The sequence below is a fragment of the Deinococcus sedimenti genome (assembly GCF_014648135.1).
Taxonomy (GTDB): Bacteria; Deinococcota; Deinococci; order Deinococcales; family Deinococcaceae; genus Deinococcus; species Deinococcus sedimenti.
In genome coordinates this window covers 1-14,117 of record NZ_BMQN01000010.1, presented here as the reverse complement: position 1 = coordinate 14,117, position 14,117 = coordinate 1, and the positions used below count along the sequence as shown (strand labels likewise).

17 protein-coding genes are annotated in these 14,117 nt (G+C 66.7%); 14 read left to right on the top strand and 3 right to left on the bottom strand.

Going from position 1 to position 14,117, the window contains the following annotated elements:
- Positions 1-2 precede the first annotated feature (2 nt).
- On the top strand, positions 3-923 hold the full coding sequence (locus tag IEY69_RS15480; RefSeq protein ID WP_189074051.1) for a DMT family transporter: 921 nt from the start codon (positions 3-5) through the stop codon (positions 921-923).
- 260 nt (positions 924-1,183) lie between these two features.
- Here the strand turns inward: IEY69_RS15480 and IEY69_RS15475 are convergent, their stop codons facing one another.
- A complete protein-coding gene (locus IEY69_RS15475; RefSeq protein WP_229784028.1) occupies positions 1,184-1,663 on the bottom strand; it encodes a hypothetical protein in 480 nt (159 codons plus the stop codon).
- Positions 1,664-1,759: 96 nt separating this feature from the next.
- Here IEY69_RS15475 and IEY69_RS15470 point away from each other — a divergent pair, with 96 nt between their 5' ends.
- The 7 genes from IEY69_RS15470 (at position 1,760) to IEY69_RS15440 (ending at position 6,798) form a co-directional block, all read left to right on the top strand.
- Positions 1,760-2,404 (top strand): response regulator, encoded by a 645-nt coding sequence (locus IEY69_RS15470; protein ID WP_046844034.1) that lies wholly within the window; start codon positions 1,760-1,762, stop codon positions 2,402-2,404.
- A gap of 37 nt (positions 2,405-2,441) precedes the next feature.
- Positions 2,442-2,645 carry a hypothetical protein gene (locus tag IEY69_RS15465; protein WP_371810056.1) on the top strand — a complete coding sequence of 68 codons (204 nt, stop codon included), beginning with the start codon at positions 2,442-2,444 and terminating at the stop codon, positions 2,643-2,645.
- A complete protein-coding gene (locus tag IEY69_RS15460) occupies positions 2,642-3,508 on the top strand; it encodes a serine hydrolase (RefSeq protein ID WP_505705610.1) in 867 nt (288 codons plus the stop codon). Before IEY69_RS15465 ends, IEY69_RS15460 begins: the two co-directional genes overlap by 4 nt.
- Before the next feature lie 198 nt (positions 3,509-3,706).
- Positions 3,707-4,540 (top strand): c-type cytochrome, encoded by an 834-nt coding sequence (locus tag IEY69_RS15455; RefSeq protein ID WP_229784025.1) that lies wholly within the window; start codon positions 3,707-3,709, stop codon positions 4,538-4,540.
- A gap of 16 nt (positions 4,541-4,556) precedes the next feature.
- Entirely contained in the window at positions 4,557-5,216 is a 660-nt protein-coding gene (locus tag IEY69_RS15450; protein WP_189059018.1) for a QcrA and Rieske domain-containing protein, read from the top strand.
- The gene (locus IEY69_RS15445; protein ID WP_189074047.1) at positions 5,213-6,526 is read left to right on the top strand and encodes a cytochrome b; all 1,314 of its coding nucleotides are present in this window, start codon (positions 5,213-5,215) and stop codon (positions 6,524-6,526) included. The genes IEY69_RS15450 and IEY69_RS15445 overlap by 4 nt, the downstream gene beginning before the upstream one ends.
- 74 nt (positions 6,527-6,600) lie before the next feature.
- Positions 6,601-6,798, top strand: a complete 198-nt coding sequence (locus IEY69_RS15440; protein ID WP_189074046.1) for a hypothetical protein — start codon at positions 6,601-6,603, stop codon at positions 6,796-6,798.
- Between the two features lie 52 nt (positions 6,799-6,850).
- On the opposite strand, the gene IEY69_RS15435 is transcribed toward IEY69_RS15440, so the two are convergent.
- Entirely contained in the window at positions 6,851-7,099 is a 249-nt protein-coding gene (locus IEY69_RS15435) for a DdrH (protein ID WP_189074045.1), read from the bottom strand.
- Between the two features lie 128 nt (positions 7,100-7,227).
- On the opposite strand from IEY69_RS15435, the gene IEY69_RS15430 reads away from it, so the two are divergent.
- The 6 genes from IEY69_RS15430 (at position 7,228) to IEY69_RS15405 (ending at position 13,151) form a co-directional block, all read left to right on the top strand.
- Positions 7,228-7,650, top strand: a complete 423-nt coding sequence (locus IEY69_RS15430; protein WP_189074044.1) for a HesB/IscA family protein — start codon at positions 7,228-7,230, stop codon at positions 7,648-7,650.
- A 307-nt stretch (positions 7,651-7,957) separates the two neighbouring features.
- The gene (locus IEY69_RS15425; protein ID WP_189074043.1) at positions 7,958-9,715 is read left to right on the top strand and encodes a peptide ABC transporter substrate-binding protein; all 1,758 of its coding nucleotides are present in this window, start codon (positions 7,958-7,960) and stop codon (positions 9,713-9,715) included.
- A gap of 96 nt (positions 9,716-9,811) precedes the next feature.
- The gene (locus IEY69_RS15420; protein ID WP_189074042.1) at positions 9,812-10,807 is read left to right on the top strand and encodes an ABC transporter permease; all 996 of its coding nucleotides are present in this window, start codon (positions 9,812-9,814) and stop codon (positions 10,805-10,807) included.
- A complete protein-coding gene (locus tag IEY69_RS15415) occupies positions 10,807-11,730 on the top strand; it encodes an ABC transporter permease (RefSeq protein WP_189074041.1) in 924 nt (307 codons plus the stop codon). The genes IEY69_RS15420 and IEY69_RS15415 overlap by 1 nt, the downstream gene beginning before the upstream one ends.
- Positions 11,731-11,944: 214 nt before the next feature.
- Positions 11,945-12,445: a crossover junction endodeoxyribonuclease RuvC gene (gene ruvC, locus IEY69_RS15410; RefSeq protein ID WP_058978195.1), complete on the top strand. Its 501-nt coding sequence runs from the start codon at positions 11,945-11,947 to the stop codon at positions 12,443-12,445.
- A gap of 4 nt (positions 12,446-12,449) precedes the next feature.
- Positions 12,450-13,151, top strand: a complete 702-nt coding sequence (locus tag IEY69_RS15405; protein ID WP_189074040.1) for a PrsW family intramembrane metalloprotease — start codon at positions 12,450-12,452, stop codon at positions 13,149-13,151.
- A gap of 147 nt (positions 13,152-13,298) precedes the next feature.
- On the opposite strand, the gene moaD is transcribed toward IEY69_RS15405, so the two are convergent.
- Positions 13,299-13,985 (bottom strand): molybdopterin converting factor subunit 1, encoded by a 687-nt coding sequence (moaD, locus tag IEY69_RS15400; protein ID WP_189074039.1) that lies wholly within the window; start codon positions 13,983-13,985, stop codon positions 13,299-13,301.
- Between the last annotated feature and the right edge of the window lie 132 nt (positions 13,986-14,117).

The following is a 14,117-nucleotide window of genomic DNA, read 5'->3' as shown; positions in this document are numbered from 1 at the left end:
GCATGTCTGCCCGTACTCGTGGTGTGCTCCTGCTGATCGTGGTGACCTGCCTGTGGGGCAGTACGTTCGCGGTGGTCAAGACGCTGGGGCAGCTGCTGCCCGCGGCGGATCTGATCTTCTGGCGGTTCCTGATCGCGTCAGTGGCGCTGCTGCCCCTGGTGGTGTGGACGCGCCGACTGCGGCCTGCGGGTGACGGCGCGGCGCGTCGGCCGGACGGGTGGCGGCAGAGGGAGCTGTGGCGGGACGGTTTTCTGCTGGGCGCGTGGTTGATCGCGGGGTACGGCACGCAGACGATTGCGCTGCAGTCCACGTCCGCGAACCGCGCGGCGTTCTTCACGGCGCTGAGTGTGGTGCTGGTGCCGCTGTGGCTGGTCGTCGCGCAGCGTCGCCGCATGCCGCCCATGCTGTGGGGGGCGCTGCCGCTGGCGGTGGCGGGCCTGGCGCTGCTGTCGTGGGAGGGCGGGGCGCTGGTGGGGGGGGACGCGTGGGCGCTGGCGTGCGCCGTGACGTACGCGGGCTTCATCGTGACGCTGGAACGCATGGCGGACCGGCACGCGGCGTTGCCGTTCACGGCCGCGCAGGTCCTGAGCGTGACGGTCCTGGCGCTGGTGTGGATGCTGCTGAGCGGTCCCGTGGCCCTGCCCCCGGCGGCGGCGTGGGGGCCGCTGCTGTACCTCGGGGTGGCGGCCACGGCGGCGACGACGCTGCTGCAGACGATCGGTCAGCGGAGCGTGAGCGCGGCCGAGGCGAGCCTGATCTACGCGCTGGAGCCCGTGACGGCCACGGCGTTCAGTTTCGTGATGATTGGCGAGCAGGTGGGATGGCGGGGTGCGCTGGGTGGGGCGCTGGTGGTGGTGGCGACCGTCCTGAGCCAGCGGGCCGACGCGCCACATGCCGAGACGCCGTCGGTGCAGGTCGAGTGACCCCAGGCACTTTCGGGGCGGGGGGCAGTCCGGCTGAGGCTGCCCCCTATCGCCCCGCTCGTTTCGGTGGGGGTGCGTGGTGGCCTCATAGCAGAGTGGAGAGGTCACGAGGGCTACCCTCACGACCTCATCCACCTGACAACAACAGCGGTTGGAGGTGGAATTGAAAGGTGTGGTGTTGGCCCCAGGCTGGAACTGGGCACTGCTGTCAGTGCCCCTGAAAGCCGCTGTGCGAGGAGCCCGTGCGTTTCAGGTTGCGTTCAGCGGGTCTGGTCGGGGATCACCAGGGTTTTCAGGGCGGAGTTGCTGGCCCACACGCCGCGCAGGCCGTTCTGAAGGGCGCTGCCGCGCACGGCGGTGTACAGGGCGGGCGGCAGGCTCTCGGAGGGGTACACGCCGCGGGAGCCTTTGGCGTCCACGCGCAGGTCCAGCGGGAAGTTCAGGGCGAGGGTGGCGATCAGCACGCCGCCGAATGCGAAGCCGCCGAGCGCGCCGACCCCCAGGTGCCAGGGTTGATCCAGCGGGTTCTGAATGCGTTGAGTGATGGCGATACCGGCCCCGACGCCCAGCAGGACGCTGATGATCAGGGCGATCAGGGCGTTGCCGCTCAGTGAGTTGGCCAGGAAGCAGGCGGCGACGCCGCCCAGGCCCCAGGCGAGTCCGCTCAGGCCGCGCCGGGCGCCCAGGGCGGTCACGGCGGCCCAGAGGGTCACGAGCAGCGCATCGAACCAGGTGATCACGCCTCGCAGTGTACAGGGCTGACCTGACAAATCTCATGCGGGGGGATGGGGGCTTTCCTCCCGGTGTGGGGGGCGCGGCTGGCCTAGACTGGGGGCATGATTCGCGTCTTGCTCGTTGATGACCACGCGCTGTTCCGTCAGGGGCTGCGCAGCCTGCTGGAGTCCGAGGGGATGCGCGTGATCGGCGAGGCCGCCAATGGCCGCGAGGCGATCCGGTACGCGGCGGACACGCATCCGGACGTGATCCTGATGGACATCCAGATGCCGGACCTGGACGGCGTGAAGGCCACGCAGAGCATCCTGGAGATCGACCCGAATGCCCGCGTGATCATGATCACGATGTACCGTCAGGACCGGTACGTGTTCGAGGCGGTGAAGGCCGGGGCGCGCGGGTACGTCCTGAAGGACGCGGACGCGGCGACGCTGCTGGACGTGATCCGCCGCGTGGCGGCCGGTGAGGCGCTCCTGGACCCGGAGATGGCGCAGAACGTGCTGGATGACTTCCGCGACAAGCGCGAGGAGCTGCCCAGCGAGAAGCACGCGGACCTGAACGAGCGCGAGACGATGATCTTGAAGCTGCTGGCGCAGGGGTTCTCGAATCAGGACATCGCGTTGCGGCTGGATATCAGTGAAAAGACGGTCCGCAACCGCCTGTCGGAGATTTTCACGAAGCTGCAGCTGAACAACCGCACGCAGGCGGCGCTGTACGCGATCCGCGAGGGCATCGCGAACCTTGAGTAAGAACCGCCGGGTTGGGCCGGGGGCTTCCTTGAAGCCCGTGACGTTCCGTGCCGGGTGTGGCCGCGAGTGGAGCCTGCCGAGTGCCGAGGCGGATCTGGCCTACACCGAGCAGGCGTTCCCGGAATGCCCCACCTGCGAGCACCGCGTCGAGCCGGATGGCGGGCCGCCCTTCTGCACGTTGCGGCCGGTGGGGACGGCGCATCCGTTCGCGGCGCTGGCCGGGCTGGACCTGCCGGAGTGACCGGCGGGGGAGGGGAGAGGCTGGCGACCTTTCACGCTGCTCTGACGGGCGCTGGGTTCGGGGGTGTGGTGGGGCTGCGGGTCACGGCGCTGGATGGCGCGGAACTGGTCGCCTGGAACGCCGACCGGGTGTTTCCGGCGGCCAGCACCATCAAGGTGCCGCTGCTGGTGCTCGCCCTGCAGGAGGCGCAGGCGGGACGGCTGGACCTCTCGGGCCGGGTGGTCATGCAGGCCGGGGACCGAGTGCCGGGCGCGGGTGTCCTCCACGAACTGGACGGTGGGCTGTCCCTGTCGTGGCGGGACTTGCTGACCCTGATGATCGTTGTGAGTGACAACACCGCGACGAATCTCGTGATCGGGCGGCTGGGCGTGGAGGACGTGAACGCGTGGCTGGTGGCCCAGGGCCTGACCGGGACGCGGCTGGTCGGGAAATTGCAGCTGCCTCCCGAGCAGCGCAACGAGGCGCAGCGGCGCGGCGAGCGCAACGCGACCACCGCGCGGGACCAGACGGCGCTGCTGCGCGCCCTGGTCGCCGGGGAACTGCTGGACGGGGCGCACACGGCGCTGGCGCTGGACATCCTGGGGCGGCAGCAGTATCGCGACCTGATCGCCCGGCACGTCCCCTGCGGTCCGGACGGCGAGCGGCTGTACCGCAGTGGCACCAAGAGTGGCGAGCTGCTGGGCGTGCACCATGATGTGGGGGTGCTGTTCACGCCCCGCCCGCTGCTGGTGGCGCTGCTGTCGGAGGGGGGGGTGGACCCGCGTGAGCATCCGGAGAACCGGGACGTGTCGGCGCTGGCCGGGGCGCTGTGGCCTCTGCTGGCCGCACTGGGTGAGGTTCCGGTGAGCAGCGGGGACATTTAACCGCTCGGTAAGGACAAGAATAAACGGTGCCGAAGTCTGGCGGGCAGCCTGAGAAGCGCGGCTGGGCGCATGTTCGGCGCGTGGTATGCTGACCCGTATTAGGCCACCTGAGAGCAGGGTTTCCATCCGCGAGCCGGCGGGAAATGACTGGCCACTTCACGCTTAGGGAGAGGGAAAGTGGAAAGAAACGACGCTGTCATGCCCTGGGTCGCCATCGTATGCGCGGCCATCATGTGGATCATCCTGCTGTTCCTGTTCAACAAGGAGACGGCACCGGAACCTGTGGTGGTGGACCCGGCGGTCGTGGCGACCATCAACAAGGAATGGCCGACGGTCGGCAAGCAGGCCTTCGCCAGCTGCGCCGGTTGCCACGGCGCGGAAGGTCAGGGCGGCATCGGCCCGAAACTGGCCGGCAACGAGAAGATCCTCAAGGATCCCGTCTACGTGCACACCATCATCGTTAAGGGCAAGGGCGGGATGCCCGCGCAGACCCAGCTGTCCGAGACGCAGGTGTACGCCGTGGCGAACTACGTCCTGAACTCCTGGGGCAACAAGATCGAGGAACCCCTGACGCCCGCCACGGTCGCCGAAGGGCAGACCAAGATCGACCCCGCCGTTCTGAAGAACCGCAGCCGCTTCGTCCCCGAGGACATCAAGCTGCCCGAGATCTTCCTGGCGACGTTCGTCATGGTGCTGCTCACCTACGGCCTGATCGGCCTGTACAGCGTATGGGCGGAAGGCATGGAACTCCACCCCGGCATCCACAAGGTGCGCTCCACGCCGCTGGCGACCCTGGGCATCCTCACGACCCTGGGCCTGACCGTCCTGTTCAGCGTGCTGTTCGTCCGGCAGATGGTCACCGACTTCGCCGGGTGGGCCGCGAAGGAACCCGTAGCCCCCAACGTGACCGCCGAGGGCTTCTACGCCGCGATGATCCTGCTGATGCTGGCCGCCAGCATCGCGCTGTACAAGAAGTTCTTCATGGACGGCGAGGTCCTCGTCGAAGACGCCAGCGGCGAATTCCCCTGGTGATCAGGAGAGGTTTGACATGACCCGGTACAAGAAACAAGATCCTGAAATCACGCGCCGCAAGTTCATCAACGTGGCCATGGGCACCGGCGCCGGCGTCGGCGTGCTGAGCCTCGTGAGTGCGCTCGGCAGCGCCAAGCCCGCCTTCCGCCTGACCGCTGAGAAGGCCCCACCCCTGAAGGGCGACGTGCTCGTTCACGCTGATCCAGCCAAATACGGTCAGCCGATTAAGCCGTCCGAGTTGACTGAGCTCGCCATTGTCGCGTACCCCATGGGTAAAGCGAAGGACGGCACGCCAGTCATCCGTTCAGCGGAACCCAACAACCAGATTGGGGTCTACAAGTTCGATCCTGCGCAGCTCAAGGCACCAACGAAGATTGAGGACACTGACAACGGCATCGTGGCCTACTCGAACACCTGCACGCACGCCGGGTGCTTCCCGAAGTCCGTGCAGGGCAGCGCCATCGTGAACTGCCCCTGCCACTCCGGGCAGTACGAACCCAAGGAAGGCTGCCGCGTGCTGGGCGGACCGCCCAACAAGCCCATGCCCCAGCTGGGCGTGAAGGCTCAGGGCGATCAGCTGGTGCTGACGTCCTCGTTCCTGACCTCCCCATATGGGTACAAGAGTGACGAGGAGTGGGAAGCCTACCTGAAGCAGGCTGAGGAGTTGCTCGCATGAACCAGTGGCTCGACGACCGCCTTCACCTCTCGCGCCTGAACGACAAGTTCCTGCGCAAGGCCTTCCCCGTGCACCACTCCTTCTTCCTGGGTGAGATCACGCTGTTCAGCCTGATCGTGCTGATCATCACCGGGATCCTGCTGGCGCTGGCTTACGAACCCAGCAACAGCATGGTCCTGAACTCCTTCGATCCGGGCACTGCCGACAAGCCCAACATGCTGCCCGCCGCGTACCACTCGACCCTGAAGATCAACGCCATGCCCTTCGGGGACATGCTGCGCCGCATCCACCACTGGATGGCGAACATCATGATCGCGGCTGCCGTGCTGCACATGATGCGCATCTACTTCACGGGCGCGTTCAAGAAACCCCGTGAAATCAACTGGTGGATCGGCATGCTGCTGCTGATCTTCGCGGGCCTGACCGCCGTGACCGGCTACATCCTGCCGTACGACAACTACGCGTACAGCACCGTGAAGGTCATCTACGCGATCACCGCGTCCGTGCCCTGGGTGGGCGACTGGCTGGCGCAGGCCGCCTTCGCGGGCCGCTTCCCCGGTGACGGCATCATTCCGCGCATCTACGGCTACCACATCATGCTGCTGCCCGGCATCCTGCTGGCCCTGACCGGCGCGCATATGCTGATCATGATCAAGCAGAAGCACACCCAGCCGCAGTACGCCAAGCGACTGGCGTACAAGAAGATCGTGGGCGTGCCGCTCATGACCCAGCAGACCCCCATCATGCTGCTGCTGGCGCTGCTGTTCACCGGTCTGGTCGTGCTGTTCGCGGCGTTCATCCCGGTGCATCCCATCGAGTACTTCGGGCCGCCCAGTGCGTCCGGCGTGGACAACATCAAGCCCGACTGGTACCTGCTGTGGGTCTTCGGTGCCCTGGCCATCATTCCCGGTTTCGAATGGGAAGTGCTGGGCGGCGTGATCAACGCCGAGTTCGTCGGCGCGATGGTCTTCCCCGGTATCGTCATCGGCGCGATGTTCGCCGTGCCCATGCTGGACCGCAGCAAGGACAACCAGTACTACGCTGAGAACCCGACGAACCACCCCGTTCGACTGGCGGCCGGTGTGGCCTTCATGGCCATGATGATCGTCATGTCCGTTGCGGGCTACAAGCCCGAACTGATCGCCGGTGGCCTGCTCACCACCCAGAATGCCAACACGATCCTGTGGATCCTGACGTTCCTGGTGCCCGCGATCAGCTACTTCGCGACGATCGGCATCGTGCGGATGATCCGCGCGCTGCGTGAAGCGGACGAACGCGATTCGCTGGCACACGCCCACGCGGACGACTGAATCCCCCACCCCTGAAGCCCCGGCCACCGCGCCGGGGTTTTTCTTTGCGCCCCGCGTGTGCTTGACTGCGCGTCATGGATGACCTGACCCGGAGACTGACGCGGGCGGCGCGTGACCTGCGTCTGGACGGTCAGGTGCCCAGCGACGCCGATCCAGACGCGTTGGCCACCCTGGCCCGCGTGGTCCTGGAGGAACTGATCGCTCGTGGGGTGCTGCCCGACCCCCAGCCGCAGGTCGGGTGCTGGAGCACCCCCCGCTCTGGGCTGCACTGATCACAAGAGGGAACGCCGCCCCCGGAGTGGAGGCGGCGCCGGGGTGGCCCGTTCAGGCCTGGACGCGGGTGCTGGGGATGTTCGCGGCGGGCGTGTCGCCCTGACGGCTGCCTGCGGCGTAGCCGACCTGCGCGCCGAACTGCCACGCGAGCTTGATCATGAACTGGATGGCGTCCTCGTCATGCTGGTCGATGAGGCTGCGCAGGTGTTCGGGGAGCCCGTCGGGCAGCGGCATGGCGCGGAGCTGCTCCCCGTATTCGCTGCGGAGCTGCTCGAACCACTCGGCGTAGGGGTTCGTCATGCCCACCATCTTAACAGTGTGGCACTCAAGGAATGTAAGCCCGGGCCCCGCGCGCCTGCGCCGGGATGGGCTGGACACTTTGCTTTCCAGGCACCTTTTTCTTTCCCGAATGGTAGTACGCTTCACTCATGACCGCGACCACCACCCACGAGACGTCCGGCGGCGTGCCCGCCCCTGAAATCACCATCAGCGAATTCGGCGCCCAGAAGGCCCTCGGTATCCTCGCCAACAGCGGCAAGGAAAACGCCGGGGTGCGCGTGTTCATCAAGAGCGGCGGTTGCAGCGGTTACCAGTACGGCATGGCCATCGACGACCGCGAACTCGAAGGCGACCTGATCGTCGTGGACCGCGGCGTGAAACTGCTGGTGGACCGCATGAGCCTGCCCCTGCTGCGCGGCAGTGAGGTGGACTTCGTCGAGAACATGATGGGCGGCGGCTTCACCGTCCACAACCCCAACGCCACCTCCGCGTGCGGCTGCGGGTCCTCCTTCCGCACGGACGGCGCCCAGTCCCCCGACGGCGAGGGTGCGGGCGGCTGCGGCAGCCACTAGAGCATTTGCCATAAAGATGCAGTCTTTGTGGCCGAGCGGAGCGAGTGAATGTTGCTGAGCACGACGGAGAATGGAGGCATCAGGAGGCTCTTTTCCTGATGCCGTAATTCGGAGAACTGCTCTAACAGCCAGAAAGATGAAGAGGCCGGTCACCCCAGGGGTGGCCGGTTTTTTGCTGTGTCAATCCCCCATTACGTCGTGTGAGTCACCCCGCGCTGGTCTTGACTCTCTTCATGTGACCCTTATACTGCCTGCATCACCAACAACACGGGCTGCAGGACCTGCCCAGTCAGTACACGGAGGCTCCATGAAGAAGACCCTTGCCCTTACTGCATTCCTGCTCGGCGCGGCACTCGCCGGGCCCGCCAACAACAGCCTGGTCGTCGGCACCTCGCAGGAACCGCCGAACATCTACGACCCCTGGAACACCAACAACCTCGCCATCACCAGCGAGATCAACGGCTACATGGGTGCGGGCCTGACCTACCAGGACGACGACGGCACCACCAAGGCCGACATCGCCACCCGTGTCCCCACTCTCGGCAACGGCGACTACAAGGTCGTCAAGGACAGCAAGGGCGACGTGATCCGCAACAGCGTCACGTACACCATCCGCAAGGACGCCAAGTGGAGTGACGGCACGCCCATCAAGGTCGCGGACTTCCAGTTCTGGCTGAAACTGGAGAACGACGACCGCGTGCCCGTGCCCGACCGTGACCCCTGGGACCGCGCGAAGATCACCGTGAACGACGCCGACACCTTCACGATCACCTTCGAGCCGCCCTACCTGTTCGCGGATCAGGTCAGCCCCGGCCTGGCACCCAGCCACATCATGAGCGCCGCCTGGAACGCCTTCGACGCCAAGACGAAGAACGAGAAGGACGCCAAGGTCACCAACGAGGAATGGAAGAAGTTCATCTCCTCGTTCACCACCGCCCGCAACCTGCCCAAGGTCGTGGCCGGGCCGTTCAAACCCACCGCGTGGCGCACCGGCAACAGCCTGACCATGACCCGCAACGCCGCGTACTGGAACCAGCCGAAGAACCCCGAGAACTACGTGCAAACCGTCACGTACCGCTTCATCCCGAACACCAACACCCTGAAGGTCAACATCCTGTCCGGGCAGCTGGACGCCGTGAGTGCCGTGGGCCTCACCTTCGACCAGGGCGTGGACCTGTCCCGCAACGAACGCAACAAGTACAAGACGTACTTCGTGCCCGGCGCCGTCTGGGAGCACATCGACATCAACGCCCGCGGCCAGCGCGCCAAGGACCTCGACCTCGACGACCCCCGCATGCGTCAGGCGCTGCTGTACGCCATCGACCGAGACGCGCTGACCAAGGCGCTGTTCCAGGGCAAGCAGGCCGTGTCCAACAGCTGGATCGGCCCGGTCAGCAAGCTGTACAAGAAGGACGTCAACGACTACAACCTGAACGTCGCCCGCGCCCGGCAGCTGTTCGCCGCGCTCGGCTGGACGCCCGGCAGCGACGGCGTCCTGCAGAAGGCCGGGAAGAAACTCACCCTGAACTTCTCCACCACCGCCGGGAACAGCACCCGCGAACGCGTGCAGCAGATCCTCCAGGCGCAGTGGAAGGCCGTGGGCGTGCAGGTGAACATCCAGAACTACCCCGCCAGCGTCATCTTCGGGCCGGACTTCCTGAGCAAGGGCGAGAGCGGCAAGTGGGACATGGCCATGTACGCCTGGTCGAACAACCCCGTGTTCGAGGAAGGCAACCTCTGGAAGAGCGAGGGCATTCCCACCGCCGCCAACGGCTACTCCGGCCAGAACAACCCCGGCTGGAAGAACACCGAGTACGACAAGCTGTACAACCAGGCGAAGGTCGAGTTCAACCAGGCCGACCGCATCAAACTGTTCGACCGCATGCAGGCCATCTGGAACACCGAGGTGCCCGCCCTGCCCCTGTACTTCCGCGTGAACGTGTACACCAAGGTCCCCGGCCTCGTGAACTACACCTTCAGTGCCATCACGCAGTACCCCAGCTGGAACGCCGCGAACATCGGCTGGGCCAGCAAGGGCGCCGTCGAGGAGTACAAGCAGAAGTAACCGCCCCACCGCGCGCTGCCCCCGGGGCGCGCGTGACGGGCAGGGGGGAGGGACGGCCCAGCGCCGCCTTCCCCCTGCCCCTTGCAGGAGTTCGACATGGGAACCTACGCATTACGCCGCGTCATCCAGATGATCCCGCTGCTGCTGGTGATCAGCCTGCTGATCTTCGCGCTGACCGCCCTGCAACCCGGCGACCCGGTCGATCAGCTGGTATTCGGCAACAGCAACATCACGCCAGATGACATCGCCCGCCTGAAAGCCGCGTACGGCCTGGACCAGCCGTGGTTCACGCGGTACTTCTTCTGGCTCAAGCAGGCCATCACCGGGAACTTCGGGTACTCGCAGGACTTCGGGATTCCCGCGCTGGAATTCGTGTTCCAGAGCCGCCTGCCCAACACGCTGCTGCTGACCGTCCCGGCCCTGATCATCAGCACCCTCATTGCCGTGCCGCTGGGCATCTTCAGCGCCGTGCGGCAGTACTCGCCGCTGGATTACATCCTGACGTTCTTCGCGTTCCTGGCCGTCAGCGCCCCGGTGTTCTGGGTGGGTGCCCTGGCCCTGTACTTCTTCGCCATCTACCTGCCGCAGATCACTGGTGGGGCGCTGTCCCTGCCGCCCGGCGGACTGGGCGGCGACGTCCCGCCGGAAGCCGGATGGTGGGCGGTCTTCGCCGACAAACTGAAGTACCTGCTGCTGCCCCTGATGATCCTGATGCTGCGCGAGATCGCCGTGACGCTGCGCTTCATGCGCGCGAACATGCTCGAGACGCTCACGCAGGACTACGTGCGCACCGCGCGCGCCAAGGGCCTCGCCGACCGCCGGGTGCTGTACAAGCACGCGCTGCGCAACGCCGTGACGCCCATCGTGACCCTGCTGGGCCTGAGCATCCCCGGCCTGTTCGGCGGGGCCGTCATCACCGAGACGGTGTTCTCCTGGCCCGGCATGGGCAAGGCCATTCTGGACGCGCTGGTCAGCAAGGACTTCAACGTGGTCATGGTGTGCCTGATGATGCTGGCCATCCTGACCGTCGTGTTCCAGCTGCTGACCGACCTCGCCTACGCCGTCATTGACCCCCGGATCCGGTACTCCTGATGACCACCCTGCCCGCCACCGCTGCCCCGGCCAAGAGCCGCTCGACCATGCAGATCGCCCTGCGGCGCCTGCGCAAACACAAGGCCGCCATGATCAGCCTCGTCGTGATCGCCGCGCTGATCCTGATCGCGATCTTCGCGCCCCTGATCGCCCCCTACGACCCGAACGAGCAGGACCTCGCGGGCATCTACGCGCCGCCCAGCGCGCAGCACGTCATCGGTCAGGACAGCCTGGGCCGCGACCTGCTGTCCCGCATCATCTATGGCAGCCGCGTCAGCCTGATCGTGGGCTTCACCGTCGCGCTGTTCAGCGTCGCCCTCGGCACCCTGATGGGCCTCCTGGCGGGCTTTCTGGGCCGCTGGGTGGACACCGCCATCAGCCGCTTCATCGAGATCATGCTCTCCATTCCCGAACTGCCCCTGCAGCTGACCATCAGCGGCCTGTTCGCCGTGAGTGACGTCCCCGCCATCGCGGCGCTGCGGCAGAACCCGAATTCCAGCGTGTTCATCATCGTCGGGATCTTCACCTTCTTCGGCTGGATGGGCACCGCCCGCCTCGTGCGCGGCGAGGTCCTGAAACTGAAGAACCTGGAGTACGTGGACGCCGCCCGCGCCCTGGGCGCGAACAGCAGCCGCATCATGTTCCGCCACCTCGTCCCGAACGTCGTCGCGGTGATCATCGTGAACGGCACCCTGGCCGTCGGCGGCGCGATCCTCGGCGAGGCCGCCCTGTCCTTCCTGGGCTTCGGCATCCAGCCGCCCGTCAGCACCTGGGGCAACATGCTCTCGAACGCGAACGAGGTCGTGCTGGAACACCCCTTCATCGCGGTGTACCCGGGCCTGGCGATCCTGATCACCGTGCTGGCCTTCAACTTCCTGGGTGACGGCCTGCGCGACGCCTTCGACCCCAAGAGCCGCCTGTAACCCACCCGTTCGCTCCTCGCCCCCGCTCCGGCGGGGGTTTTTCGTTCCTGGGCATCCGGAGCGCGTATCCTACGGGCGTGATACGGCTTCCGTCTGTTCCGTCAGCACCCCGGAACAACACCGGGGTGCTCACTCCACGCCCGGAACCCGCTCGCCTCCTTCTCGCATCCGCTCGGGCCCAGCGGTTTGAACAGATCGCCGGGCCGGAGTCTGCATGATCGTGCTCGGGATTGACCCTGGACTTGCGAATCTCGGCCTGGGGCTGGTGGAGGGCGACGTGCGCAAGGCCCGCCACCTGTACCACGTGTGCCTGACCACCGAGAGCGCCTGGATCATGCCGCGCCGCCTCCAGTACATCCACGAGGAGGTCACCCGCCTGATCGCCGAGTACCGCCCGGACGCCGTGGCGATCGAGGATCAGATCCTGCGCAAGCAGGCGGACGTGGCGTTCAAGGTCGGGCAGGCGTTCGGCGTGGTGCAGCTGGCCTGCGCGCAGGCGGGCGTGCCCGTGCACCACTACGGTCCCATGCAGGTCAAGCGGTCCCTGGTCGGCACGGGCCGCGCCGAGAAGGAACAGGTGATCTACATGGTCAAGGCCAGCCTGGGCATCCGGGAACTGTTCAACAACCACGCGGCGGATGCGCTGGCGCTGGCGTTGACGCACCTGGCGAGCGCGCCCATGCAGGCCCGCGCGGCCGGACTGGCGCTGCGCTGACCGTATGACCCTGGTCCTCGCGCTGCTGCTGTCGGTCACGTTGACGTTCGCGTGGCTGTGGTTCTTCGTGCGGCGCGACCGGCACCCGGAGCCGCTGTGGCTGCTGGCCCGCACGTTCGCTTGGGGCATGCTCGCGTGGGTGATCGCGGCGGCGCTGGAGGCCAGCCTGGGGCACCTGAACGTGTCGCCGCTGCCGCTGGTGGCGGCGCTGATGGTGCTGCTGCACGCCCTGATCGAGGAGGGATTCAAGTTCGTGGCCGCCACGACCGCCATCACGGAACTGTCCTTCGACGAACCCATGGACGGCCTGATCTACGCCGTGACGGCCGCGCTGGGCTTCGCGTTCATGGAGAACGTCACGTACACCCTGGGCTTCGGTACGGGCGCCGGCGCGTGGCACGCGGTGCTGGCGACGCTGGCGCACGCGCTGTTCAGTGCGCCGCAGGGTTACGCGCTGGGGGGCCTGCACTGGCAGCAGGGCCGCGGCTGGGTGGTGCGCGGCCTGCTGATCAGCGTGGTGCTGCACGCGGTGTTCAACGGGCTGCTGGCAGGGGCGGGCGGCTGGCCGCAACTGCTGGCGCTGGGCGGCACGGTGGCGCTGATGGTCGGGCTGGCCACCCGGTACTACCAGGCGTTCGAGGCGCACGCCCGCGAACACGGCCCCAGCGAGTACTTCCTGTTCGAGCAGGCGCAGCGCCGCCGCTGAGTCATACGGACTCCGGTTGAAAGGTCTGCAAAAACTTTCAACCCGAGCGGAGCGAGCAGGATAAAAACGGGTTCCGGGCGTGGAGTTGGCAACCCGGTGCAGTTCCGGGTTGTGAACGAAACAGACGGAATCCGTATCAGGCCCCCCTTACAGGGTGTCGTGCCCGGTCTGCCCCGGCACCCAGTGCTGCCCATCCTCGTCGCCCTCGTGCTTCCAGACGGGGACGTGCACCTTCAGGTACTCGATGATGTCGTCACAGGCTTCCAGCGCGGCGCGGCGGTGCGGGCTGGCCACGCCGATCAGGATGCTCGCCTCGCCCGGCCGCAGGCGCCCCACCCGGTGCTGGATGTACACGCGCAGCTCTCCGTGCTTCTCGCGGGCGGCGTCGGCGGCGCCGTGCATCACCTTGCGGGCCAGGGCGTCGTATCCCTCGTACTCGATGAACTCCACGTCCTTGCCCTGGTTGGGGCTGCGGACGGTGCCCACGAAGTACGCCTGCGCCCCGTACTGCGGTTTCACCAGGTAGAGGTCGGCCGCCGCGAGGCTCAGCGGTTCAGGCGTCATCTCGCAGAGGGTGCCCGGATCGTCCGTTTCGTCGCTGCCTCCGGCGACAGGGGGGAGGAACGCGACCTCGTCGCCGTCCTTCAGGACGTCATCGGGGGAGGCGTACGTGTCGTTGATGGCGACCATGCAGCCGCGCAGGCTCACGCCGTAGCGCGCCTCGACCAGTTCGGCGGCCGCGCGGACCGTGCTGCCGTCCGGCACGTCCACCGTGCCCTGCTCCACGCCCGTTTCCCGCTTCAGGCGCGCGAAAAACACCACCTTGAGTTGCATGCGCGGAGCGTAGCACGCACGGGCCTGGAGGCTCCCGGCTGACGCCGCAAGGCCAGCATCTTCAGAAGGTGTTGACAGATTCACGCATGACCTGTATCTTTTCTGAGCCTCAAGCGAGGCGGGAAGCATGAC